Source organism: Undibacterium sp. 5I2, from assembly GCF_035019605.1.
In the GTDB taxonomy this organism is placed as follows: domain Bacteria; phylum Pseudomonadota; class Gammaproteobacteria; order Burkholderiales; family Burkholderiaceae_D; genus Undibacterium.
Genome location: NZ_JASJVS010000032.1, coordinates 1 through 25,586, shown reverse-complemented (window position 1 = coordinate 25,586; position 25,586 = coordinate 1). Strand labels below are relative to the sequence as shown.

Annotated in this window: 26 protein-coding genes; 12 read left to right on the top strand and 14 right to left on the bottom strand. The window is 55.0% G+C overall.

The window, feature by feature from the left end:
- Positions 1-9: 9 nt before the first annotated feature.
- The 3 genes from QN359_RS12355 to QN359_RS12345 form a co-directional block, all read right to left on the bottom strand.
- A complete protein-coding gene (locus tag QN359_RS12355) occupies positions 10-939 on the bottom strand; it encodes a DUF4928 family protein (protein ID WP_322248562.1) in 930 nt (309 codons plus the stop codon).
- Positions 936-2,015, bottom strand: coding sequence for a DNA cytosine methyltransferase (locus QN359_RS12350; RefSeq protein ID WP_323493583.1), 1,080 nt, complete (start codon positions 2,013-2,015; stop codon positions 936-938). The genes QN359_RS12355 and QN359_RS12350 overlap by 4 nt, the downstream gene beginning before the upstream one ends.
- Positions 2,016-2,385: 370 nt before the next feature.
- Complete coding sequence (locus tag QN359_RS12345; protein WP_322248565.1) at positions 2,386-3,330, bottom strand: glyoxylate/hydroxypyruvate reductase A; 945 nt, start codon at positions 3,328-3,330, stop codon at positions 2,386-2,388.
- 96 nt (positions 3,331-3,426) lie between these two features.
- Here QN359_RS12345 and QN359_RS12340 point away from each other — a divergent pair, with 96 nt between their 5' ends.
- The 7 genes from QN359_RS12340 (at position 3,427) to QN359_RS12310 (ending at position 11,812) form a co-directional block, all read left to right on the top strand.
- Entirely contained in the window at positions 3,427-3,855 is a 429-nt protein-coding gene (locus QN359_RS12340; RefSeq protein ID WP_322248567.1) for a reverse transcriptase-like protein, read from the top strand.
- Between the two features lie 146 nt (positions 3,856-4,001).
- Positions 4,002-6,206, top strand: a complete 2,205-nt coding sequence (locus QN359_RS12335; RefSeq protein ID WP_322251123.1) for a YgiQ family radical SAM protein — start codon at positions 4,002-4,004, stop codon at positions 6,204-6,206.
- A gap of 144 nt (positions 6,207-6,350) precedes the next feature.
- Entirely contained in the window at positions 6,351-6,641 is a 291-nt protein-coding gene (locus tag QN359_RS12330; RefSeq protein WP_322248569.1) for a hypothetical protein, read from the top strand.
- 96 nt (positions 6,642-6,737) lie between these two features.
- Positions 6,738-7,842 (top strand): peptide chain release factor 2 gene (gene prfB / locus QN359_RS12325; RefSeq protein WP_322248571.1). Its coding sequence is split into 2 segments (ribosomal slippage): positions 6,738-6,818 and positions 6,820-7,842, totalling 1,104 coding nucleotides; the frame shifts between segments, so codons are not numbered across the junction.
- A gap of 88 nt (positions 7,843-7,930) precedes the next feature.
- The gene (gene lysS, locus QN359_RS12320) at positions 7,931-9,463 is read left to right on the top strand and encodes a lysine--tRNA ligase (protein ID WP_322248572.1); all 1,533 of its coding nucleotides are present in this window, start codon (positions 7,931-7,933) and stop codon (positions 9,461-9,463) included.
- Positions 9,464-9,539: 76 nt separating this feature from the next.
- On the top strand, positions 9,540-11,333 hold the full coding sequence (locus QN359_RS12315; RefSeq protein ID WP_322248573.1) for an ABC transporter ATP-binding protein: 1,794 nt from the start codon (positions 9,540-9,542) through the stop codon (positions 11,331-11,333).
- A complete protein-coding gene (locus QN359_RS12310) occupies positions 11,330-11,812 on the top strand; it encodes a cupin domain-containing protein (protein WP_322248574.1) in 483 nt (160 codons plus the stop codon). Before QN359_RS12315 ends, QN359_RS12310 begins: the two co-directional genes overlap by 4 nt.
- Here the strand turns inward: QN359_RS12310 and QN359_RS12305 are convergent, their stop codons facing one another.
- Both QN359_RS12305 and QN359_RS12300 read right to left on the bottom strand, forming a co-directional pair.
- On the bottom strand, positions 11,813-12,805 hold the full coding sequence (locus QN359_RS12305) for an NAD(P)/FAD-dependent oxidoreductase (protein ID WP_322248576.1): 993 nt from the start codon (positions 12,803-12,805) through the stop codon (positions 11,813-11,815).
- A 114-nt stretch (positions 12,806-12,919) separates the two neighbouring features.
- Positions 12,920-13,369 (bottom strand): CBS domain-containing protein, encoded by a 450-nt coding sequence (locus tag QN359_RS12300; protein ID WP_322248578.1) that lies wholly within the window; start codon positions 13,367-13,369, stop codon positions 12,920-12,922.
- A gap of 163 nt (positions 13,370-13,532) precedes the next feature.
- Between QN359_RS12300 and QN359_RS12295 the strand changes: the two genes are divergently transcribed.
- The 5 genes from QN359_RS12295 (at position 13,533) to QN359_RS12275 (ending at position 17,105) form a co-directional block, all read left to right on the top strand.
- On the top strand, positions 13,533-14,843 hold the full coding sequence (locus QN359_RS12295) for an O-acetylhomoserine aminocarboxypropyltransferase (protein ID WP_322248579.1): 1,311 nt from the start codon (positions 13,533-13,535) through the stop codon (positions 14,841-14,843).
- 1 nt (position 14,844) lies between these two features.
- Positions 14,845-15,651, top strand: coding sequence for an alpha/beta hydrolase (locus tag QN359_RS12290; protein WP_322248580.1), 807 nt, complete (start codon positions 14,845-14,847; stop codon positions 15,649-15,651).
- Positions 15,652-15,657: 6 nt separating this feature from the next.
- On the top strand, positions 15,658-16,275 hold the full coding sequence (locus QN359_RS12285) for a LysE family translocator (protein WP_322248581.1): 618 nt from the start codon (positions 15,658-15,660) through the stop codon (positions 16,273-16,275).
- 189 nt (positions 16,276-16,464) lie between these two features.
- Entirely contained in the window at positions 16,465-16,695 is a 231-nt protein-coding gene (gene vapB / locus QN359_RS12280) for a type II toxin-antitoxin system VapB family antitoxin (protein WP_322248582.1), read from the top strand.
- An 8-nt stretch (positions 16,696-16,703) separates the two neighbouring features.
- A complete protein-coding gene (locus tag QN359_RS12275; protein WP_322248583.1) occupies positions 16,704-17,105 on the top strand; it encodes a type II toxin-antitoxin system VapC family toxin in 402 nt (133 codons plus the stop codon).
- Positions 17,106-17,192: 87 nt separating this feature from the next.
- On the opposite strand, the gene QN359_RS12270 is transcribed toward QN359_RS12275, so the two are convergent.
- From QN359_RS12270 to QN359_RS12230, 9 genes are all read right to left on the bottom strand, one after another.
- Positions 17,193-18,179: a DHH family phosphoesterase gene (locus tag QN359_RS12270; protein WP_322248584.1), complete on the bottom strand. Its 987-nt coding sequence runs from the start codon at positions 18,177-18,179 to the stop codon at positions 17,193-17,195.
- 868 nt (positions 18,180-19,047) lie between these two features.
- Positions 19,048-19,494: a GNAT family N-acetyltransferase gene (locus QN359_RS12265; RefSeq protein WP_322248587.1), complete on the bottom strand. Its 447-nt coding sequence runs from the start codon at positions 19,492-19,494 to the stop codon at positions 19,048-19,050.
- A 4-nt stretch (positions 19,495-19,498) separates the two neighbouring features.
- Complete coding sequence (locus tag QN359_RS12260; protein ID WP_322248589.1) at positions 19,499-19,930, bottom strand: thioesterase family protein; 432 nt, start codon at positions 19,928-19,930, stop codon at positions 19,499-19,501.
- 10 nt (positions 19,931-19,940) lie between these two features.
- Positions 19,941-20,837: an alpha/beta hydrolase gene (locus QN359_RS12255; RefSeq protein WP_322248591.1), complete on the bottom strand. Its 897-nt coding sequence runs from the start codon at positions 20,835-20,837 to the stop codon at positions 19,941-19,943.
- A 23-nt stretch (positions 20,838-20,860) separates the two neighbouring features.
- Complete coding sequence (locus QN359_RS12250; protein WP_322248592.1) at positions 20,861-21,763, bottom strand: SDR family oxidoreductase; 903 nt, start codon at positions 21,761-21,763, stop codon at positions 20,861-20,863.
- Positions 21,764-21,794: 31 nt separating this feature from the next.
- A complete protein-coding gene (locus tag QN359_RS12245; RefSeq protein ID WP_322248594.1) occupies positions 21,795-22,793 on the bottom strand; it encodes an NADP-dependent oxidoreductase in 999 nt (332 codons plus the stop codon).
- Between the two features lie 7 nt (positions 22,794-22,800).
- Positions 22,801-24,105, bottom strand: a complete 1,305-nt coding sequence (locus tag QN359_RS12240) for a serine hydrolase domain-containing protein (protein ID WP_416200192.1) — start codon at positions 24,103-24,105, stop codon at positions 22,801-22,803.
- Between the two features lie 35 nt (positions 24,106-24,140).
- The gene (locus tag QN359_RS12235) at positions 24,141-24,605 is read right to left on the bottom strand and encodes a PaaI family thioesterase (protein ID WP_322248596.1); all 465 of its coding nucleotides are present in this window, start codon (positions 24,603-24,605) and stop codon (positions 24,141-24,143) included.
- 2 nt (positions 24,606-24,607) lie between these two features.
- Positions 24,608-25,399, bottom strand: a complete 792-nt coding sequence (locus tag QN359_RS12230; protein ID WP_322248598.1) for an SDR family oxidoreductase — start codon at positions 25,397-25,399, stop codon at positions 24,608-24,610.
- Positions 25,400-25,586 lie beyond the last annotated feature (187 nt).

The following is a 25,586-nucleotide window of genomic DNA, read 5'->3' as shown; positions in this document are numbered from 1 at the left end:
TGGCGAGCATCAACTGACTGAAATTTGTAAACTTGGATCTGTTTCGCACGATCGAACAACTTCATTGTAGCGCTCCACCAGTCGCTCAACCGTGACTCTCCGCTCAGCAGTTTTGAATTGACTGAGCTCATAGACGTTGGTGGCAATGAATTGTTCTACTTCCAAGATATCAATGCGACCTGCGATACCTTGTATTTCAGCCAAGGATTCTGCTGCTGGCATACTCGCGTAGGTCGTGACGATGATGGGTCTGACACCAGAGTGAAGATTTCCTTCGCATTTACGCATGAGCGCCTCACCCGGAGCGCTGGTAACATGGATGACGACCTCATCAATAATAAAATCACCACCGCGGGAACTCATTGCATCTGAAACAGAAAAACCATGGTTCTGCACAACGCTCTCAGCTAATACGAGACTGAGTTTGGCACCGACCAAATGCTGCATGACCGCCCCTGCATACATCGTCCCTGGATTTTCTTTTTGCCGTTTGATTGCTTGTTGCAGCAGGTCTCGTACTATCGCACGCAAAGAGATGCTGGTATCGTATTTCAACACAAAAGGCTTGGCAGCAAAAAAATCTTTCACCCGCTCTACCCACCACGCTTCGATCACAGGCATATCAGCTAAATCATCTTGATGGAGTTGATTCAGAAAAGTAACATACTGCTGCATATTTCCCAAACTTCCACGACTGGTGCGGCCACCTTCCTCCGCCAGAACCCGCGATTCCCCATGTTCTTTCAGAATCGATTGCACCGCAGATTTTCCTAATCCCAGTACCTGCCCTTGACTATCTGTCAGCAACACCGACGAGTCAAGTGGCAAGCCTTCGTTTTTCGCAAGGCGGGTCACAAAGAGAATCGAGGCAAGTTTTCCTTTTGAAGTTAATTTATTGCTTTTTTGATACTCAACAAGTATTTCAATGAGTTTGCTCATGCAATTACTTTCAGCAAGGGAGAAAGCAAAAATTCCGCAAGAAACCGGGCGCATGGTGCTGCTACAGCGTCACCCATTGCCATATAACCATCGTTATACGATCCAGGAAGTTGGAAAGATTCCGGCGCACCCATAAGACGAGCCGTTTCACGTACCGTCAGCAGTCGTGTCAGAAGTTTTTTATTTTTTTTTATGACTAAAAACTGCCGACTACTGCCACCTTTCGGTGTGCGTAGACACCCCGCAACCCCATCAAAACGCAACTCGAGAACTTGCTTCGATGCCCGCGTTCGCTTATAGCCAGGCGCAGCGACAACGCTTGCATGGTCCAGCATTTTTCTGTGCTTATCAGGAATCAAGGCTATATTGCGTGCAGACTTTTCCTCATCATCGCACTGCGCAGTCCATTCGATAATATCGTTGAGATGAATTTTTCGCGGCTCGGGTGCGGCCAGCTTCCACCACAACCAGCCATCAAGGTCTTTTGCCGCAGTGACGAAGGCTTTCGGATGCAGCCAAGTCGGGCCATCGGTCAAAAGCTGCGCTGGAATCACCAGCGCTTCTTTCACCGCAATGACAAAAACCCTTGGTCGAGAATGCGGCACCCAATGTACGGCATCCAACTGTATCGCACCAACGACATAGCCGCGCTTGCGCAGCGCTGCATGCAGCATGCGATACTGACTGCCACCGTCTACCGACATCAATCCGGTCACATTTTCAGCGACCAAAATTTCAGGCATTTCCGTCATTTCATCCATTACGCGCAACCACTCCCACACCAAACCGCTGCGCTTACCATCTATTCCGGCAATGAGACCAGCCAAGGATAAATCCTGACAAGGAAAGCTGGCCCAAGAAAGCGGTGCCGCTGGCAGGCTTGCACCTTTAATATCGGCTATCGAGCCAAGGTGGAAATGCTGTTTGCCATGGTTGGCATGATAAACAGCAGCCTTTTTTTCGGAAATATCGTTTGCCCAGATCGCTGTGAAATTCTGTTTTAAAGCATAAGCAACCAGACCACTGCCGGCAAAAAATTCAAGATAGCCAGGCAGTACGCTTTTCCCATTTTTCATGGCGCGCCGCGGAAATGCTGCGGCACTTGCTTGTCGGTCCATTATATTTCCTCAGTATTTCGATTACACATGCGTGCCAAGCCACTTAAGGAAGCGCAGATTTAATCCAAGTGGTTTGCCCGCCGCCACTGAGGCGCACTGCTGCGTTGCCTTTTGCTGTCAATAGCTCGCTATTGACAGCAAAAGACGCCTTGCATTGCATCCTCATTGGCAACGGACAATTCCACAGCGATTAAATCCGCGCTTCCTTAACGTTTTTTTGCACTGTACACGCATACAGCTTTTCTGGTCAAGGTCGCGTTCCCTTTTCAGTTCATGTAATTAAGCCATACCTTCGACGAGGTATGAATGTTTTACCGCTCTGCATTTCTCAATACCCCAGCGCACGATCCACCGTCGCCGGCAAACTGCCATCGGCATGGTATTGCCGGATCGTGGCAGCGACGATGGCTGCGGCGCTGGCGCGGTCGGTTGGTGCCGAGCAATGCGGCAGCACGCTCACTGCCGGGTGCTGCCATTGCCAGGCCTCGGCTGGCAAGGGTTCGCTGCGAAATACATCGAGTACGGCATGGCTGAGGTGACCGTCGTCGAGTGCGGCACGCAAATCCTGATCGACGACGATGGCACCGCGGGCGAAATTGATCAAGGATGCGCCGGTCGGCAGTTGCCGCAGCATGGATGCATCGAGCAAGTCGCGCGTGGCGGCTGTCAAAGGTAACAAGCACACGAGGATGTTGGTTTGCGCTAACAGCAGCGGCAATTCGGCGGCCCCGGCAAAGCAGCGCACGCCGCTTATTTGTTTGGTTTCACGACTCCAGCCAGCTACTTTAAATCCGGCAGCGAGCAAACTGCGCGCCGCGGCCGCGCCGAGTGCACCCAAGCCCAATAAGCCGATGGTTTGACTGCCGGCGCTACGGTACGGCCGCGCCTGCCACAGGCCTTGTCGCTGTTGCCGCGCATAGGCCGGCATCTCGCGATGCAGGTACAAAGTCCAGGCCAGCACGGCTTCGGCCATGGTCGCCGCCAATTGCGGGTCAAGCAAACGCACCAGCGGCCACGCCTGCGGCCCGGCCTCCTGCAGCAAACGTTCGACGCCGGCCCAGACGCTGTGGACCCATTGCAATTGCGGCAGTTGCTGCAATTGGGCCGGTTCGGGATTAGCGACGATGGCGATGCGCACCGCCTTTTTTTCCGTTTCGCTGAGGGTAGAGAAAGCGACGATGCGCTGTTCGGGCAAGGCGGCCTGCAAGGCGGCGACCCAGTTGGCGGTGGTGGCGGCATCGCTGGCTAAAAAGGGAATGACAGAAGTCGGCATAGGGAAAATCGATGAAGTAGTGGTCGCACAGCGCGTAACAGTGGTGATTTTACGCCGGAACGGCTAGCATGAGCGCTTGGAAAATCAGGAACGCCCATGCCCAAAGCAGTAAACATACATGAAACCAGCGACTGGAATGCCTGGTTTGACGGCTCAGCCAAACCGAACCCCGGCGCATGCCTGCTCGCTTGCATCGTGCGCGGACCGGCCGGCGAAGTGCATCAGCAAACTCGCGCACTCGGTTATGGTGACAGCAGCGATGCCGAATACCAGGCGCTGATCGCGGCGCTGGAATTGCTGCTGGCTTTACTCGGCCCGGCACCGACCGTGAGCATACTGCTGCGCGGTGACAGCCAGGTGGTGATCAATGACGTGCTCGGCAGTAGCGCCGCGGCAGTGCGCCTGCAAGACTACCGCGCACGTGCCTGCACTCTGATGGCACAATTGCCCGGACTGCGCCTGAAATGGGTTCCACGACACAAGAATACCGAAGCCGATGCCCTGCTGCGTGCGCCAAGCGTTTGATTCTTCAGCATAATTTATCAGCTCGCCGGCAAACGCGCGCAGATTCCGGTACAATCGCGCCCATGAATCCTCAGCCTAAAAATCTTTTCTCGTTCCCGCGCTTTCGCACCGATGTCGGTGGCAGCCACACCGCGCCCTTCTTGCCTATGTCTCGCGCCGAAATGGATGTGCTGGGCTGGGACAGTTGCGATGTCATTTTAGTCACCGGCGACGCTTATATCGACCATCCGAGTTTCGGCATGGCGCTGATCGGCCGCTTGCTCGAGCATCACGGTTTTCGCGTCGGAATCATCAGCCAACCGGATTGGCAATCGGCGGCGGCGTTTCGAGTGCTCGGTAAGCCGAATCTGTATTTCGGCGTCACCGCCGGGAATATGGATTCCATGGTCAACCGCTACACGGCCGATCGCAAAATCCGCTCGGAAGATGCCTACACCCCGGATGGCGACCGCAGCAAGCGGCCCGACCGCGCCTTGGTGGTGTATGCCCAGCGTGCACGCGAAGCCTTCCCCGATGCCAACATCGTCGTCGGCAGCATCGAAGCGAGCTTACGCCGGATTGCCCACTACGATTATTGGTCGGATAAAGTACGTCGTTCGGTCTTACCCGATTCCAAGGCCGATATTTTATTGTTCGGCAATGCAGAACGCGCGCTGATCGATCTCAGCCATCGTCTCGGTCAAGGCGAAGCGATAGAACAGATTCGCGATTTGCGTGGCACGGCTTTCATGGTGGCACGCGGTTGGCTGCCGGATGCGGAATGGAGCGAAATTAACTCGATCAAGCTCGATACCCCGGGCAAGGTAGAAACGCATACCGATCCGTATGCGATGACGCCGGAAAAAGACGCCAAATGCGCCACCGACGGCAGTGCTGCAGCGGCACCGACCCCTGACGTGGTGGCACAACAAGCGATCCGCATCATGAGCCGCGAAGAGCGGCAACTGATGTTGCGCAATAAATTACATAAGTCGGTGATCCGCTTGCCCTCGTTTGATCAAGTCAAGGACGATGCCGTGATGTATGCGCATGCCTCGCGCGTGTTCCATCTGGAAGCCAATCCTGGCAATGCCAAGGCTTTGGTGCAGGGACACGGCGAGCGCGATGTCTGGCTCAATCCGCCGCCGCTGCCGCTGGCGATGGATGAAATGGATGGCGTGTACGACCGCGCGTATGCGCGTGCGCCGCATCCGGCCTATGGCAAGGCCAAGATTCCGGCTTGGGACATGATACGTTTCTCGGTCAATATCATGCGTGGCTGTTTCGGTGGCTGTACTTTCTGTTCGATCACCGAACATGAAGGACGCATCATTCAAAGCCGCTCGGAACCGTCGATTTTGCGTGAGATTGAAGAAATTCGCGACAAGGTCAAGGGCTTTACCGGCACCATTTCCGATCTTGGCGGCCCGACTGCAAATATGTATCGACTCGCTTGTAAAGATAAGAACATCGAAGAATCGTGCCGCCGCTTGTCGTGCGTGTATCCGTCGATTTGCTCGAATCTCGGTACCGACCACAGCAAATTGATTTCGATTTATCGTAAGGCGCGCGCCCTGCCCGGCATCAAGAAAATTCTGATCAGCTCAGGCCTGCGCTACGATTTGGCCGTCCGTTCCCCCGAGTATGTGAAAGAATTGGTGACCCACCACGTCGGTGGTTTGTTGAAAATCGCACCGGAACATACTGAAGCCGATACACTGTCAAAGATGATGAAGCCGGGTATAGGCAGCTATGACGAGTTCAAACAAATGTTTGAAAAATATTCGAAAGAAGCCAATAAAGAACAGTACCTGATTCCTTACTTCATCGCCGCCCATCCGGGCTCGACCGATGAAGATATGGTCAATCTGGCGATCTGGCTGAAGAAAAACGATTTCAAACTCGATCAGGTGCAAACCTTCATGCCCACGCCGATGGCACTGGCAACCACCATGTACCACACGCGTAAAAATCCGCTCAAGCGCGTCAGCGCCGATTCGGAAGCGGTGGAAACGGCTCGCTCGGGCAAGGTGCGCAAATTGCACAAGGCTTTGCTGCGCTATCATGCGCCGGAAAACTGGGAAATCATCCATGAAGCCTTGGTACGTATGGGCCGACGCGATCTGATCGGCAGCGCGCCACGCCATTTGATTCCGGCCCGACAACCGGCAATCCCCGTCACTATCGATCAAAGCGGCGTCGCTAATGGTCGTCGTGTCGCGGCACCGAAGGTCAACACTTACGGTAATAAACCGCCGCCGCGCGATGGCATTCCTTTGGCAGCACCGGCCAAGCGCCCTGCCTTGTCCTACAACCGCGCCAAACCACAGGCTGCTGCCAAGCCGGCCGCGGCGAAATCCGGTCGCCGCTGAGACGCGCCTGGCTGAGCAAAAAAGCTGCGTCCTGAATGGTTCAGAACGCAGCTTTTTTACATCAATTTGCTTTCCGGGAGGCAAGCTGAGGTAGAATCTTTGCAGCGATTCAGAGATTTTCCACAGCAAGCTCTCGGAGGCAGTATGAAGCATATGAAAACCGTTCTCATTCTTGAACATAGCGAAGAAGTGTTCGACAAACTGACCTGCGACGTCTGCGGTGCCGAGTCGCACTGGGATGAAAACTGGAGCGATGCCGAGCACGAAAAGCTCATCACCACGATTTCTTTGGAAGAAGAAGAGTCACTGTCGAGCGGTGGCCATACGAAAATCACGCAATACCATATTTGCCCCAACTGTTTCAAACAACATTTGGCGAAATGGTTACACAGCCACCGTCAAGCCGAACCGACGATTGCCAGTTCAGTCTGGTAAATAGCGAGTAAAAGCCGCCACTGCGCGGCTTTTACAAGACTAAGCACGGCAGCTCAGTTATAATGCAAGGTTTTATTGCATTAGAAAAGTGACATTATGGAAGCCGAACGCCTCAACAGTCTCTCCGCCCTGCTGGCCGACCTGACGGTCCGTGAAGTCGAACTTCGGAGGTATCTTTGACTTCGATATCAAGTCAGAGAAACTCGAACAAGTTAACGCCGAATTAGAAGACCCGAAAGTCTGGGATGACGCCAAGCGCGCCCAAGAACTCGGGAAAGAAAAAAAATCGCTGGAAACCATCGTCAACACGCTGATCGCGGCCGATGCCGGTCTGCGCGACGCCAATGAGCTGTTTGCCATGGCCCGCGAAGAAGCCGATGACGATACCCTCGAAGCGGTAGAAGCCGATGCCGAGGTATTGCGCGCCACGGTAGAGGGCATGGAATTCCGTCGCATGTTCAATAATCCTATGGATCCGAACAATTGCTTCATCGATGTGCAAGCCGGTGCCGGTGGTACTGAGGCACAAGACTGGGCTTCGATGTTATTGCGTCAGTATTTGCGCTATTGCGAACGCAAGGGTTTCAAGGTCGAAATTCTGGAGCAATCCGATGGCGACATCGCCGGCATTAAAACCGCGACACTCAAAGTGACCGGTGAGTATGCCTACGGCTATCTGCGCACCGAAACCGGGGTGCATCGCTTGGTACGCAAATCGCCGTTCGATTCCAATAACGGCCGCCACACTTCGTTTTCGAGTCTGTTTGTGTATCCGGAAGTCGATGAGTCATTTGCCATCGATATCAATCCGGCCGATGTGCGTACCGATACCTATCGCGCCTCCGGTGCCGGTGGTCAGCATATTAATAAAACCGATTCGGCGGTACGTCTCACGCATGGCCCATCGGGTATCGTGGTGCAGTGCCAGAATGATCGTAGCCAACACAGGAACCGCGCCGAAGCGTGGGAAATGCTGAAGGCAAAATTGTTCGAGCTGGAATTACGCAAGCGCATGAGCGAGAAACAAAATCTGGAAGATTCCAAGACCGACGTCGGCTGGGGGCATCAGATCCGCTCCTATGTGCTCGATCAATCGCGTATCAAGGACTTGCGTACCGGTTTCGAAACCGGCAATACCAAGGCGGTGCTCGACGGTGACATCGATGAATTCATCGCTGCATCACTCAAGCAAGGCGTCTGAGTTCCCGGTGCCGGCGCGCGCAGCGCCGGTACCTCGCATGCCACAACAAATCAGGCGGACTCCGGGTTCGCCGCATTGAGAGAAATCTATGTCAGAAATCCAGCATCCTGCCACCGAACTGCCGGTCGATGAACATTCCATCATCGCTGAACGGCGCGCCAAACTCGCGGCGATCCGTGCCAAGGGAATCGCCTTCCCCAACGATTTCCGCCCGCAATTCAACGCCGCTGAGCTGCAAGAAAAATACAGTGGCTTAGACCGTGAAGCGCTGGAAGCTTTGAACATTGAAGTCAGCGTGGCTGGTCGTATGATGCTCAAGCGCGAAGCCGGTAAAAAAGCCGCCTTTGCTACCCTGCAGGATGCCTCGGGGATTCGCGCCGATGGCCGCATTCAACTCTACATCACCGCCGACAAAACCGGCGTCGATGAAATGGAAGCGTTTCGTCACTATGACCTCGGCGATATTCTCGGCATCGTCGGTGTACTGTTCAAAACCAAAACCGACGAATTGACCATCAAGGTGACGACGCTGCGCATGCTGACCAAATCGCTGCGCCCCTTGCCGGACAAATTTCACGGTTTGGCAAATCAAGAAACCAAATACCGTCAACGCTATGTCGACCTGATCATGAGCGAAGAAACGCGCCGGACTTTTAAAGCGCGTACTGCAGCGATGACGTCGATTCGCAATTTCATGGCCGGCCATGACTTCATGGAAGTCGAAACGCCGATGTTGCACGTGATTCCAGGCGGTGCCGCGGCCAAGCCTTTCATCACTCACCACAATGCGCTCGATATGGAAATGTATCTGCGCATCGCGCCGGAGCTGTATTTGAAACGTCTGGTCGTGGGCGGTTTCAATCGCGTGTTTGAAGTCAATCGCAATTTCCGTAATGAGGGCGTATCACCACGTCATAATCCGGAATTCACGATGATGGAATTTTATGCCGCCTATGTCGATTACACCTGGCTCATGGGTTTCACCGAACAAGTGATACGCAAAGCGGCCATTGATGCGCACGGCACCGCGGTGCTGACTTATCAAGGGCGCGAGCTCGATTTGTCGCAAGCCTTCGAACGCCTGACCATCGTCGGTGCCATCAATAAATATGCACCGGCATACACGCAGGAACAATTGCATGATGCCGAATTCATCAAAACCGAATTGCTGAAATTCGGCGTCAAGCCGTTTGCCACCGCCGGTCTCGGTGCCTTGCAATTGGCCTTGTTTGAAGAAACTGCCGAAGCGCAGTTGTGGAACCCGACCTACATCATCGATTACCCGGTCGAAGTCTCGCCATTGGCGCGCGCCTCGGATACGACAGCCGGCATTACCGAACGCTTCGAGTTGTTCATGACCGGGCGCGAAATTGCCAACGGTTTTTCGGAATTGAACGATTCCGAAGACCAAGCCGCCCGCTTCCAGGCGCAAGTGGCCAATAAAGATGCCGGCGATGAAGAAGCCATGTATTACGATGCCGATTACATCCGCGCACTCGAATACGGTTTGCCACCGACCGGCGGTTGCGGCATCGGTATCGATCGTTTGATGATGTTGATCACCGATTCACCGAACATCCGTGATGTGATTTTGTTCCCGCATCTGCGTCGCGAAGATTAATTCTGCGCATCTTTGATCACACATAGCAACACCTGGGGACTGTCAAATTTTGCAGTCCCCTTTTTCATTGACTATCATGCCTACCCTACACCCACTCAAAAAATTACTGCATTACGCCAGCGCTTACCGGCGCGACTTCCGTTTGGCCATGCTGTACTCGGTACTCAATAAATTCTTTGATGTCTTGCCGGAAGTATTGATCGGCGTGGCGGTCGACATCGTCGTCAATGGCGAAAAAAGTTTTCTCGCCAAACGCGTGCTCGGCGGTTTCGGCATCGTCGATACCTGGCACCAGTTGATCTTTCTCGGCGTGGTGAATGCCTTGATCTGGGGTGGCGAATCGTGGTTTGAATATTTACTCTCACTGAAATGGCGCAAGCTGGCGCAAAATTTACAGCATGATTTGCGCCTCGATACCTATGACCATGTACAAAAGCTCGACATGGCATATTTTGAAAATCAACGCACCGGCAATCTGATGTCGATTCTCAATGAAGACATCAATCAAATGGAACGCTTTCTCAATGGTGGGGCCAACCAAATTTTACAAGTGCTGTGCTCTTCGATCATGGTCAGCGCCGTGTTTTTCGCCTTGCAACCGGCGCTGGCCGTGATTGCCCTCTTGCCCGTACCGGCTATTCTGTTCGGGGCCTTTTGGTTTCAACGCCGCTTGGCACCGCGCTATGCCGAAGTACGCGAAGCGGCCGGCGATGTCAGTGCTCGTCTCAATAATAATTTGCTCGGTCTGGCCACCATCAAAGCCTATGCCACCGAAGCCTTTGAAACGGCCCATATCGCCGAGGCCAGCAACACCTACCGCGAGGCCAATGCGCGCGCCATTGCCGTCAGTGCCGCCATCACCCCGGTGATACGCATGGCGATTCTGGCCGGCTTCAGCGCCACGCTGGTGTATGGCGGTTGGTTGACTTTGCACGGTGAGCTGGCGGTCGGCGCGTATTCGGTGTTGGTGTATCTGACGCAGCGTCTGCTCTGGCCCATGACCGGGCTGGCCGATGTGGCCGATATGTATCAGCGCTCGATGTCGGCGATCGCGCGCACCATGAACCTGCTCGATACCAAAATCAGCATTCCTTACGAGGGGCAGCACTTGCCGGCCAATCAAGTACGTGGCGAGCTGCGTTTTGAAGCGCTCAGTTTCGCCTACGGAGAGCAAGCCACGCTCACAGCAATCGACTTGCACATCCCGGCCGGCCATACCGTGGCCTTTGTCGGCGCTACCGGCTCGGGCAAATCGACGCTGGTGAAATTGTTATTGCGCTTTTATGCGCCGCAATCCGGCCGCATTTTGCTCGATGGCTGCGCCACCGATAGTTTGAATTTGCAGGATTTACGCCGCGCCATCGCCTATGTGGCGCAAGATAGTTTTCTGACCGATGGCAGCATCGCTGAGAATATCGCCTACGGTGTCGAGGGTGCCAGCGATGCCGCCATTGCCGCCGCCGCCGAAGCGGCCGAAGCCTTAGAGTTCATTCAGCGTTTGCCACTCGGTTTTGCCACGCGCATCGGTGAGCGCGGCCAGAAACTCTCGGGTGGACAACGCCAACGCCTGGCCTTGGCGCGGGCGATTTTGAAAAATCCGGCCATCCTGATACTCGATGAAGCCACCAGCGCGGTCGACAATGAAACCGAAGCGGCGATCCAGCGCAGCCTCGATGTCATCAGCCGCGACCGTACTACCCTGATCATCGCACACCGACTCTCGACGGTGCGCCATGCCGATTGCATTTACGTGTTGGAAGCGGGAAGCATCATCGAAAGCGGCAGTCATCAAACCCTGCTTGATGCCAACGGTGCCTATGCGGCGCTGTGGCGTTTGCAAACCGGTCAGCGTGACGGGGAGTTAACATGAAAAACAAAATTCTTGCGCTCGCCTGCGGAGTCGCCCTAAGCCTGGCCGGCGTGACCGCGTTGATCGCCTATCAGGCTGGCCGCCATGTAGCGGCGACTCCAGCAGCGAGCCAAGCCGCGGCACCCCTGAGCTTGCTACCGTTCGCGGTCAATCCGAACTGGGTATTGGCCGGCACCCCGAATTTTCGGGCCGCTGAATTTTTTCAATCCAGCGATGGTAAAACCCGCTCCGGCATTTTTGAATGCGATGCCGCGAAATTTGAATGGCACTATCAATTTGATGAAGCCATTTACATTCTCGACGGCAGCGTTGAGATCGATTATCTGGGCCACCACTTCCACCTGAAAGCCGGGGATAGCGCACTGTTTCGCGCCGGTACCACGGCAATCTGGGAAGTTCCTACGCATCTTAAAAAATCGTGGACCATCCACGATGCCGGCGCACCGGCGCGCAGCTTGGCGCGCCTGATGCAACGCTGATCACGGCAACTGCTGAGCCAGCGCCAAGGCGCTGAGGAAGGCATTTTCCACCCGCCCGCCGCCTTCGAGGCCGGCGGCAAACCAATCACCGCACACGCCTATACCTTGTTTGCCATCCCACAGGCAATCGGCGGCGACCGGGTGCTCGGCCTGGGCAAAGCGCCAGCGATGGACCACGGCATGAATCGGCTGTATCCAACTGCCGGTGGCTTCATGGAAGGCTTTCAGCAGTTTTTCTTTGGCGCGCTCCGGATCTTCTTCCAGATGTTCGAGGCTCCAAGCCGGTGTGGCCTGCGCGACCCAGCGCTCGCCCACTCTATGCAAGGGCTTCGAGGTGTCACGCGCAATCCAAGCCAGGCGCGACTGTTCGACCCAGGCACCGCCGTAAGGCAGTTCCAGCGAGGTTTGAAAACCAAGCATCAGAGTCCAGCACGGTGCCAGCTTGGCCGCTTCGGCTTGGGCCGCAAAGGCTGGTAAGGGTGCCAGCAAGGGTGCGGCTTGATCGGCCGGTACGGCCAGTATCACGGCATCGAAGGGCCCGGCCGAGGCGGCAATCGCCACCGCATCGCTCTTGATGTTCAACAGCCATTGCGTGCCATACGCTTCCAAGGAGGTAACTTGCTGTTCTTTACGGACATCGAGACCATGCGCCAGTTGTTTGCCCAGTGCGCTCATGCCAGGTACGGCCACATAGCGCTTGCCGGATTGGCCGGCAGCTTTACTCACAGCATGATCGAGCTTGACCAACTTCTCATCCCACTGGGCGACCCAACCGAGTTTTTTCCAATCATTCACTTCTTTCTTGAAGCGCTCTGAGCTGGCAGTGAAATACTGCGCGCCATGATCAAAGCCACCTAATTCGGTCTGGCGCGTGCTCATGCGTCCGCTGACGCCCATGCTTTTCTCATAAACGGTCACGACATGTCCTTGCGCTTGCAGTTGACGGGCTGCGGTCAATCCGGACAAACCTGCTCCTACGACGGCGATATGCATATACATCCTTGTATTCGTATAATGAAAAACGCCCGCATTCTGATCACAGAAACCGGCGGGCGTTACGGGCCTTACATGTTGCGGGCATCTTAAGCCCTTATCCGCCTCATGTTATTACTCTTCGTTCTGCTCTGCCGGCCAATCGCGGATATAGGCCTTGAGCATTTTATTTTCAAAACTTTGCGCTTCGAGTACGGCTTTGGCAACGTCATAAAATGAAATCACGCCCATGAGAGTTTTGGCGTCCATCACCGGCAGATAGCGCGAGTGTTTTTCCAACATCATGCGGCGCACTTCATTGACTTCCGTTTCCGGCGTCACCGTCATCGGGTGATCATCCATGTATTTGCGCACCGTGCCGTTACCGATCGAGCCTTGATGCGTATGAATCGCGCGGATCACTTCGCGAAAGGTCAAGATACCGACGAGGTCGCCGTATTCCATCACAACTAATGAGCCGATATCTTTTTCTTCCATGAAGCTGACGGCTTCGACGATCGATGTGTCGGGCGTAATCGTAAACAGGATATTGCCCTTGACCTGGAGTATTTCTGAAACTTTCATCGTGTGTCCCCCTCTGTTATCTGTATTTTTCCACCACTACTGTTCAATGTATCGCAAGCGCTTGAAAAAATCCAGCGCCTTCGCCGATTTTCCAGTGTAAAACATATTCCGCAGTGAAGCTTAATGGTAGCATTGCTACATCAAAATATGGAGACAGCAGTCTATGAGCGGACCACATTACCCCGGCTTCGATACCTTAGCCTTGCATGCCGGTGCCACGCCAGATCCGGCAACCGGCGCCAGAGCAACACCGATTTATCTCAGTTCTTCGTTTGTATTTAACGATACCGACCACGCTGCCGCCCTGTTCAATATGGAACGCGCCGGCCATGTGTATTCCCGCATTTCGAATCCGACCAATGCGGTACTCGAAGAGCGGATTGCCGCACTCGAAGGCGGTGTCGCCGGGATCGCCGTAGCCAGCGGCCAAGCAGCACTGCATTTGGCGATCGCAACGATTGCCGGCTGTGGCTCGCACATCGTCGCCTCGCGCGCGATTTACGGTGGCTCGCAGAATTTACTCGCGTATACGATGAAACGTTTCGGCATAGAAACCAGTTTCGTCGATCCGCGCGATCTCGATGCCTGGCGTGGCGCGATCCGCCCTAACACCAAGGCCTTGTTCGCTGAAACTTTGGGCAACCCCGGTCTTGATGTGCTCAATATCGCCGCCGTCAGTGAGCTGGCACATGAGCATTATTTACCGCTGTTGTTAGATGCCACCTTCACCACTCCGTATTTATTACGGCCGTTCGAACACGGTGCCGACCTGATCTGTCATTCGGCTACGAAATTTCTGTGCGGTCATGGCACCGCCATCGGTGGTTTGCTGGTTGACGGCGGCGTATTTGATTGGCAACAGGCCTACGCACAAAGCGGCCGTTTCGAAGAACTCTGCGCACCCTACGACGGTTTTCACGGCATGGTCTTTGCCGAGGAATCGAGTGTGGCACCGTTCGCCTTACGCGCACGACGCGAAGGTTTGCGCGACTTCGGCGCTTGCATGAGCCCGCACAATGCGTTTGCGATTTTACAGGGCATAGAAACCCTGGGCCTGCGCATGGACCGGCATGTCGCCAATACCCGTAAGGTAGTGGAATTTTTACTCAGCCATCCGGCGGTGGCATCGATCGCTTATCCGGAACTAGCCAGCCATCCCGATTACGAGTTGGCCAAGACCCTGCTGCCAAAAGGTGCGGGGGCAGTGTTTTCTTTCAACCTCAAAGGCGATCGCGCCGCGGGCCGCCGCTTTGTCGAAGCACTGCAGTTGTTTTCACACTTAGCCAATGTCGGCGATGCCAAGTCCTTGGTAATCCACCCGGCCTCGACCACGCATTTCCGCGTACCGGCAGAACAATTGGCCGCCTCGGGCATCAGCGAAGGCACCATGCGCTTATCAATCGGGCTGGAAGACCCCGATGATTTGATCGAAGACTTGGCGCGTGGCTTGAAAGCCGCCATGAAGGGGGCTTGACATGATGTACACAGTACAACACCAGCAAGCCTACTGCTACAGCGGCGGCAAGGCGATCAATCCGGCACTAGCGAGCGTGGTGTTCCTTCACGGCGCGCAAAACGACCATTCCGTCTGGGCTTTGCAAAGCCGTTACCTGGCCCATCATGGTTACAATGTGTTGGCGCTCGATTTACCGGCGCATGGCCGCAGCGGCGGCAGCGCGCTCACCAGTGTCGAACAGATGGCCGACTGGGTGCTGGCCGTGCTCGATGCCGCCGGTGTGGAACAAGCCGCATTGATAGGCCACAGCATGGGTTCGCTGATTGCCCTCGAAGTATGTGCGCGCGCGCCGCAGCGCGTGACGCATCTGGGCTTGCTCGGCAGTGCCTGGCCAATGAAAGTGTCAGACAGCCTGCTCAATGCCGCGCGCGATGAGGTACAAAGCGCGATCGACATGGTCAATATTTGGTCACACAGCGCAATGACGCATAAACCGTCTTGCCCCGGACCCGGTTTTTCCATTCTGGGCGGCAGCCGCCGCTTGATGCAGAAAATTGCCGCCGGCAGCAGCGAAGCGATTTTTCATATCGATTTTTCCGCTTGCAATGCCTATGCCAACGGTGCTGCAGCAGCACACAGCGTGCGTTGCCCGACCTTGCTATTGAGTGGAAAAAAAGATCAGATGACGCCACCGAAAGCCGCCGCCCTGCTGCATCAACAGATCGCTCACAGCCGCTTCGTGCTGCTCGATCAGTGCGGCCATGCGCTGATGGCTGAACAAGCCGACCAAGTGCTCGATGCCTTGCGCGCATTTCTGCAAGAATAAAACGCAATGGATTGGCATAATCTGGCATTGTTTACCGCCACCGAAGCCGCGCTGTCGCTCTCGCCGGGACCCGCGGTAATGGTGGTGATAGCGTGCGCGATGGCACGTGGCTGGCGCACTTCGCTCTGGGCCGCGGCCGGCATCTTGAGCGGCAATGCGGTGTATTTCGCGCTCTCAGCCAGCGGTATCGGCGCACTATTGTTAACCGCCCCCCTTTTATTTCATACACTCAGATACGGCGGAGCGGCGTATCTGATTTATCTCGGTGCCTGCGCCTTGCTCGGCCGCCCCTCGGCGCTGACGCTGCCGCGTGCCGCGGATACCCCGCGCACGTCCATGCAGATTTATCGCGCTGCCATGCTGCTGCAATTGAGCAATCCCAAGGGCTTGCTGATGTTTGTCTCAATCCTGCCGCAATTCATCGACCCACAAGCCGCACTGGCCGGGCAAATGCTCATTTTGGCAGCGTGCTCGATGATACCGGAATTTTTTATCTTACTCGCGTACGGCATGCTGGCCGGCAAACTCGGCCAACATGCCACCGCGCCACGCTATGCGCTGATCACTGAACGTATTGCCGGCACACTGGTCTTGACGGCCGGGGTAGTGGTCGCGCTGCTGTGAACGCGCGGGCAAGTATGCCTAGGAGCCTGAGCGGCAGAACGGAGTCGGCTGCAAAATCACCTGAGCGGTCCATATTTCGCTTCGACTCGTTCTGCCGCTCAGGCTCCTAGCTGATGTGAGCATAGGCATTGCATAGGTCTTAACGGACTGCTATAGTAAGCTGTGTTAAACAGATGCAGGAGTAAGATTATGCGGACTGTCGCAATTTTTAAGAACGGTAAGAATCAAGCAATTCGCTTCCCGACTGACATGTCTTATGAAGGGCTCAGTGAGCTGGAAATTACCCGCAGCGGTGACACCATCACCCTACGCCCGGTTCGTCCGAGCTGGATATCGCTGACTGAATTACCCAAAGTTGATGCAGACTTTCTGCAAGATCGTCAAAGCCTGATCAGCGATGAAGGCAGGTTTACTTTGTGACGACGTACATGCTCGATACCTGCATTTGCTCGTTCATTATGCGCGAGCACCCTTTGTCGGTTTTGCAGCGATTAGCTAAGGAGGTTGCGCAAAATAATCGAATTGTAATTTCTGCAATTACCTATGCTGAAATGCGTTACGGACAGATCGGCAAAAAGGCATCGCCCAAGCACAAAACGCTGATTGATGAATTCGTGAAACGCCTCGATGCGGTCTTGCCGTGGGACCAAGCCGCGGTTGACGCGACGATAGCGGTGAAGATTCAACTCACTACGGCAGGCTTGGTAATTGGCGAGAACGACAGCGCGATTGCAGGTCATGCGATGGCTTCGAGCTGCGTGCTGGTCACAAACAATGTGCGTGAATTTGCCCGCGTTTCTGGTCTGCCTTACGAAGATTGGGTTCGCTGAGAAGAACGACGATGCGCCTTTGGTGTCTCACACATTGCAGCGACTCAATTGACTATGGGAACGACAAAGCGAAGACTTGGGTGTGCTTCACAGTGCAATAAAGTAGGCAAAGAAACGGGCAAAAAAATCATCAACGTCAGCCGACTCAAGGTGATTAATGCCGGCCGCCAGTTGCCGCCCACCGCCGCCGGGGAAGCCCTCACAAAAGCGGCTGGCTGCTTGCCGCTCCGGCTGCGCCGAGCGCACACTGACAACATAACCACCGCCACGCTTAGGCGTGAGGACGGCAAACGACTGCTCACGACGTTCTTCATGCAATTTATTGGCCAGCAAGCCAGAAATGCGGCGTGCCCACGAGACGTCAGGCAAGATGTAGATTGCCCCCCAGACATTGTTACTGGCTGGCTTGAGGCCGGCCAGATAGGTCGATTCTTCTGCATACGCATACTGCAGGGCAAGGAAATGTGGTGAGCTTTGAATGAAGTCGAAAGGATTGGCGTAATGCTGGACTTCGCGATACAGCTCAGCCGGGTGCAGGTGTAAGTCTTCGACTTGTTCGCCATAGGCATTGTAATTGAGCAGTTTGCCGAGCTCTTGCAATTGCGAACGATCGGCCCAACTCAAACTCTGTTGCATCGCCATGCCATTGGCGACGGCGTTGAGGTTGTCGCCATAGGCAGCCACCATCGCCCACATCACATAGCGACCGCCAAGATAACGGTCGACCAAAATACTGGTGCAAACATCGCGTGCCTCGCTCCAGTGAAACTGCAACTGCGGATGGGTAAAGACGGTATTGGCGCTGTGATGATCGAAATACCTCACTTCCGCCCCGGCGGCCAAGTGGCGCTGCAAAGCTGCATTATTGGCATCGAAGGAAATATCGAGTACCGTCAGACGATCGCCAGCCTTGGGCGAGATTTTTTCCAACAGGGCAATATCACGCTTCACCCCGGTGACTTCGATGGCCTTCTGCGGAAAGGCCATGCGCAACTGATGCAAGGCGCAAATACCATCGGCATCGCCGTTAAAGATATCAAAACAACGCGCTTGCGTATCGGGAATGACATCCATGCTGAGCTCTTTCGAAAAGCGCGTGTGGGCAAAGGCTAAATTAACTGTCTTGGCAGTCTTATTAATGTAGCCTAAACAGCACGATAATGCCAATCAGTGTTTTTCAACCAAGTTGCTTCATAACAACGATCATACGGAAATCTGCTCAGGCTCCTGGGACTACTCGCCACCAGCCCTCGTCGGACTGCTGGCACTGCCCACTATATTGCTATGACGTCTCCTCGTCGCTACACCTCGCGCAAATTGCCAAAACTTACTAAAGTAATCAGAAATTGCTTGTCGCGAATTTCGCAAATCATGCGTCAGTTGCCGACACGGTATTTCCAGAATTCGCCCAATTGGCTTCCTTTTAAAAAAGAAAAGCCCGGAGGCTATGCCTCCGAGCTCTCCATCTCCGACCTGAAGAGGCTGTCGCAAAAGGGTTTTCAGTCGGTATCATTACTCCAACTGGCAGACATGTCATTCGCCCGTGCTCTCGCCTCGTCATTCCTGCGTAGGCAGGAATCGAGTGGCACCTTAGTGCCTTCAGGCTGGGAGGGTCGATCAAGGGCACTTTTTTTCTGTTAAATCAACACGGCCTGCTGCGCCTGAGCAGCACAGAGATAAAAGGCACCTGCGCGGCAATGACGAATTGGACGGCTGGGTGGATGCGCAATCGACCTGACTTGTGGGTAATGCTCAGCGCGCTTTTGGCGGGAACCTGGTGGAGTTCGTGCTTAACTGAACATACCAGAAATGATGGTGTTTTCAGTGCCAAAAACGATACTGGGTAACAGCCAACAGCATGCGGGACTGACGAGGTATACGGTGTTTCAGGTATAAAAATGCGGTTGCGCTGCTTCAAGCACAATGGCAACCGAGCAGCCTGCTATGACCTGGGGAAGCGATGCTGCATACCAATATGCGCAATCCCGGCTTCCATGAAAATTTCACCGTCGCGGGCGAAGCCGGCGCGGGAGTAAAAAGTTTCTGCTGCTTGCTGGGCATTGAGACGCACCGACACATCGCCGCGCAAGCGCGCCTGTTCCATCAGCAAACGCAGAATTTGCGCACCGACGCCAGTATTGCGCGCACTCGCCAACACCGCCATGCGACCGATATGTCCATCCGGCAGTAAGCGGCCGGTACCGACCGGCTCTTGTTGCTCGTTATACGCGACAGCATGCAGGCATTGCGCATCCATGGCATCCCACTCGAGTTCGACCGGTATTTGTTGCTCAACGACAAATACGGCATGGCGCACGGCATACGCATCAGTTTCCAAGGTGGCCCAATCGCCAAGCACGATGCGGGTAGTGGCAGGTAAAGTAGTCATAGTCTCAGGCTGGTGCCAAGGTTTCGAAGTTCATAATTATCGCACGCCAAGCCGGATTCACCGTCACAGCCCGGCGGGCGGCGGTGTCGGCATACACATACACGAGTTCGCCGCTGACGAGCAAATCGGTGTCGCGATAGATTTCTATCAAGAATTGCATAGAGGAGTTGCCGATACGGCCACAGCGCATGCCTATCGTCAAGACATCATCAAAGCGCGCCGGTGCCAGATATTCGAGACCGGCTTTGCGCGCATACAACTCCTGCCCTTCCCTCGCCTGTTGCTGCGCATTCGGTAAGCCGGTGGCGCGCCAGTATTCGGTAAAGGCGACATCGACATAATTGAGGTAATTGCCGTTGAATACCACGGCCTGCATGTCGACTTCCGACCAGCGCACCCGCAGCGCGTGAAAAAAAGTAAAGTCTTGGCGTGCCATGCGAGCTCTCCTATTCGCTCAAGAAGCGCCGTATCAGCGTGTTGACGCGCTGCGGCTGCTCATGAATGATCCAATGACTGCCTTCGGGAATCCGCTCGACCTGCAGGTCGGCGACAAATTCTTCCAAACCATCGAGCAAAGTGACCGGTAAGGCCTGATCATTTTCACCCCAAATCACGCGGGTCGGCACGCGAACTTGAAAGTCGTCCCGATTCAAATTCAATTGCAAGGGGCCACGCTGCCCGGCCGTTGGTGGATGCAGTGGCGAGGCGCGGTAATAATTGACTCCGCCATGCAGTCCGCGCGCCCAGCAGGCGTGGTAGCGCGCCTTGGTGGCGGCATCAAACCAAGCCGCTGCGGGCTGCCCCATGCCGTTAAAGAAACCATCGAGCAAAGCAAAATCATTGTTGGCCAGTGCTTGTTCCGAACCTTCGGCGCGCAGCCAGTTCATGTATTCGCTGGCAGCTTGCTGGCTGCCAGTTTGCGCCAGCGCTTGCGTAAACAAATACGGATGCGGAGAATTGATGATAATCAGCTTTTCCACCATCTGTGGCAGAGCGATGGCCATATTCCAGCACACGGCCCCACCCCAATCATGCGCGACGATCACGGCACGCTGATAACCGCTGGCTAAAATCAGCAAGCGCAAATCGTCGACGATGTGGCGCGCCTTGTAAGCGGCCAAATCGGTCGGCATGTCGGACAGATTAAAACCGCGCAAATCGGGCGCGAGCGCATAGTAATCGCGCCCGAACTCGGGCAATTGCGCCACCCATTCGTACCAGAATTCCGGAAAGCCGTGCACAAACAGCAGCAGCGGCCGGCCTTTTTCACCGGCTGAAGCGAAATGCAAGCGCGTGCCGTTGTCGAGCGTGAGATATTGATCAGTCTGTATGGCTGCAGTCATGGGAACTCCTGGCGGTGGCGGAATCAGGCTTTGAGTTTTTCGCGCAGCATAGCGCGGATATGCGGTGCCGCCTTGTACGGGTCGCCGGGATTGCGTTGCATGACGATGTCTTCCATGCGTTCCTGTACATTCGCCAAAGCCGATGGGTGCGAGTAAATATAAAATTGTTCGGCATCGATGGCGTTGAAGGTATTCTGCGCCACTTCCTGCGCCGTCACTTTACCGGAATTAACGGCTTTATCCGACATCGCTTGCGCCGCACGTTGGCTGGCGGTTGGTGCGAGGCTGCCTTTGACATCGTCGGGACGGTTGCGATGCGATTGCGAAATCCCGGTCGGCACAAAATACGGGCACAGTACCGAAGCACCGATAGGAGCGCCGACCAATTGCAAATCTTGGTACAGCGACTCAGACAAGGATACCACTGCATGCTTGGAGACATTGTAGACGCCCATGGTAGGGGCATTGAGCAAACCGGCCATCGAGGCGGTATTGACGATGTGACCTTCATAATCGGCATCGCGCTTGGCGCAAGCCAGCATCAGGTTGGTGAAAATCCGCACGCCGTGAATCACACCCCACAGATTAACGCCGAGTACCCATTCCCAATCGGCTTCGGTATTTTCCCACACCAAGCCACCGGAACCGACGCCGGCATTATTGAATACCAAATGAACCGCAGCGTAACGCTGCATGGCGGCATCGGCCAAAGCCTGTACTTGCGCAGCATGACGCACATCGCACAGCATGGCCAGCACTTCTGCGCCCTGTGCTGTGAGTTCGGCTGCGGTACGATCGAGTGCATCTTGCTGCACATCGGCGAGTACCAATTTCATGCCGCGCGCGGCGGCGATCAAGGCAAATTCACGGCCGAAACCACTGGCGGCACCGGTGATGACGGCGACGCGATCTTTAAATATTTTCATTTTTTGTCTCCTGCTTATTTTTATGGAAAAATTAAACTAATTTAACTAACTGCTTGCCGAAATTCTGCCCCTTGAGCAAACCGATGAAGGCTTGCGGTGCAGCGGCGATGCCATCGGCCACCGATTCGCGAAATTTCAAACTGCCACTGGCGACTTGCGTACCGAGTTCTTGCAAACCTTGTGGCCACAGGTCCATGTGTTCAGAGACGATAAAGCCGCGCAGCGTCAAGCGCATAGTCAAAAAAGCGCGCGCATTGCGAATGCTGATCGCTTCGCCGTTATAACCGGCGATCATGCCGCACAAAGCGATACGACCAAACGGATTCATGCGTGCCAAGCTGGCATCAAAAATTTCACCGCCGACGTTTTCAAACACGGCATCAATACCATTCGGTGTCGCAGCGGCCAAATCGTCGTGCAACTGACCGGCTTTGTAATCGACGCAGGCATCAAAGCCGAGTTCATCGACCACATAGGCGCATTTTTCCGCACCGCCGGCAATCCCGACCACGCGACAGCCTTTTTGTTTGGCCAACTGCCCAACCACGCTGCCCACCGCACCGCTGGCCGCCGAGACCACCACGGTTTCACCGGCTTTGACATGCATGATTTGGGTCAAACCATACCAAGCGGTCAGGCCCGGCATGCCGACGGCACCGAGATAGGCCGACAAGGGAATGTGGCTGGTATCGAGTTTGCGCAGCATAAGACCGTCTGAGATCGCCATTTCGGTCCAACCGAGCATGCCAATGACTTGGTCGCCAACGGCGAAGCGGGCATTATTGCTGGCTGCGACCACGCCGACCGTGCCGCCTATCATGGTTTCATTGAGTGGCTGCGGGGCGGCGTAACTTTTACTCTCTTCCATACGGCCGCGCATATACGGATCGAGCGACATGTAATGATTGCGTACCAAGACGTCGCCGGCGCCGAGAACCGGAATACCGACCGTTTCGAGACGGAAGTTGTCGAGCGTGACTTGGCCTTGTGGACGGGAGGCGAGGACGATACGTTGAAAAGTATTATTCATAAGAGACTCATTTCATCAGTGCGTTAGCCAGTGCTTGAAAAGCACGGTACGTGATAGGATCGCTGGCGCCATTGGCGGCCAGCGGGTGGGAAGAAAATTTCACAATAACGAGTTGCGCGGCCGGATCGATGTAAATCCGTTGACCGTGAATACCGCGCGCTTCAAACGGGTGATGCCCGGCATGCCCGACCCACCACATATTGCGATACGAATAGCCGGGCAAGCTAGTGTAACCGGCCGGCGCAAATTTAGCTGGATCGCCGCCCTTGCGGATATCGGCGACTACGGCCGCCGGCACGATTTGCTGTCCATTGAATTTGCCATTGAGTCGCAACATTTCACCGAAGCGTGCCATATCGCGCAGCGTCAGGTTCAAGCCACCGCCACCTTGTTCGGTGCCGATGCTGTCGACAGAAAAATAGGCGTCATTTTCGGTGCCGAGTTTTTGCCAAATGCGTTGCGATAACAAATCGGCCAAGGAAACGCCGCTGGCGCGCCTGACTATCCACGCCAACACTTCGGCGTTAGCAGTTTTATACGCAAATACTTGGCCATGTTCGCCCTGTTTTTTCAGCTTGACCAAGAATTCATAAAAACTATGCGGCCCTGCATAGTCTGGCTTGGTCGGCAACAAACCGCCGGCGCGCGCGTAATCCCAGACTTCGGCTTTCGGGTCGGCATAGGCTTCCGAATACTGCACGCCTATGGTCATGTCCATCACCTGGCGTACCGTGGCGTCGCCATAGGCACTGTCTTTCAACTCCGGCACATAGTCGGTGACCGGCGCATCGGCTGACAATTTACCTTCTTCGACCAACATGGCGGCCAAGGTACCGACAAACGATTTAGTAACCGACATGGCGATATGCGGCAGGTATGGCTTTGTGATGCCGAAATATTTTTCGTAAATTACTTTCCCTTGATGTAGCACCAGTATGCTGTCGGTATAGGTGGCGCTCTCCATGTCGCTCCAGCTGACCGCGACATCGTTGGTATCGCGTAAGGGCAGCGCAGCGAGATCGCGCAAAGCTTGCGGCAGCACCGAGACCGGGCCGGCACCGTGCCAAACGTTCGCAGTCGGACCCAGCTCGCGGCCATGTGAGAATGACCAGCGGGTGCGTGGGAATTGATAATTACTGCCGTTGGAAAATTTCACCAGCTTATCGGCCGGCGGTGGAAAGCCTTGCATCCAGCCGAGTTGTTGTGGATCGCTGGCGGCCGCATCGGCTATGCTGCTTTGGGCGACCGCATGGGTGGACAGAGTCAGACAAAAAAAACTACTCAGGAATAGCGCAATCGGGGTTTGCTGCATTTTGTCTCCTTGAATTTTCGGCAAACTGAAACAATTCAGTCACTACCGTACAATTTCTTCATATTGTCGCCCGATTTCAAGCGGCGCAGATATTTGAAGGTCCCCATCGCCTTGGCGACCAAGCGTTCACCATTCCAAATTTCACCTTCACAAAAACACATGGTGGTGGATTGATAAAAGGCTTTGCCACGCGCTTCGATGCTGCCGCCGACTACGCCACCCGGTTGCAAAAAACTGGTTTTCATTTCCACCGTAACCACACCTTTGAGATCAGCATGCAGCGAGCGTCCGGCCATCGCCATGACCACATCAAGCATAGTCATCAGCACACCGCCATGCGTGATTTGCCAACTGTTCATATGGCGTTCGGACAGATCCAGCGCGAGCCGCGCCTGACCGTTTTCCATCTCCAAAAATTCGACTCCGAGATCATGCAAGAAAGGATTGAGGTCGGCGCTCGGTTGCGCGATCGTGGCTGAGGCGGATTTGCTCGCTTCCATCGTTACACCGCCGAGACGCCGCCGTCAACCGCCAAAGTTTGGCCGGTGATGTGTTTGCCGGCGTCGGAAGCGAACAGCAAGGCCACGCCTTTCAAGTCTTCATCATCACCGATGCGCTGCAGTGGCGCGTCTTTGGACAATTGTTCTTCTCCCAGTTGTTCGAGTATGCCTTTGGTCATCTTCGATGGAAAAAACCCCGGTGCGATGGCATTGACGGTAATGCCGTGCACGCCCCATTCACCGGCTAAAGTGCGGGTGAAATTGATCACGGCCGCTTTCGAAGTGTTATAGGCGATGGTCTGCATGGTGCCGGGGCCATTGCCAGCCAAGCCGGCAATCGAGGCGATGTTAATGATGCGACCGCTGCGGCGCGGTATCATCGAACGCTTGCCGACCGCTTGGGCCAACAGAAAAATGCTGCGAATATTGAGGTTCATGACCTTATCCCAGGCTTCCAGCGGATAATCTTCAGCCGGCGCGCCCCAAGTCGCACCGGCATTATTAATCAGGATGTCGATATGACCGAGCCGTGCCAGCGCTTCATCGACCAGCGGCGTGACGGCATCGGCACGCGCCAGGTCGGCCACGATGGCGCTGGCAGTAATACCGCGACTATGTAAATGAGCGACGGCTTCATCGAGATCGGCTTGTTTGCGCGCCGACAGAACCACCGTCGCACCCTGCTCACCCAAGGCTTCGGCCATTTGCAAGCCGAGGCCGCGCGAGCCGCCGGTAATGAGTGCGGTCTTGCCGCTCAAATCGAATAATTGTGCTGCTGTACGTACAGTTTTCATACATAGTCTCCGGTAGTTTTATATTAGCAACTTAATAGATCGTCGCAAAAGCCTGATGGACGCTTTTTTACATCTGAAACACCGCATACCTCGTCATTCCCGCATGCCGAAGCCTCGTCATTCCCGCATGCCGCAGCCTCGTCATTCCCGCATGCCGCAGCCTCGTCATTCCCGCATGCTTTTGGCG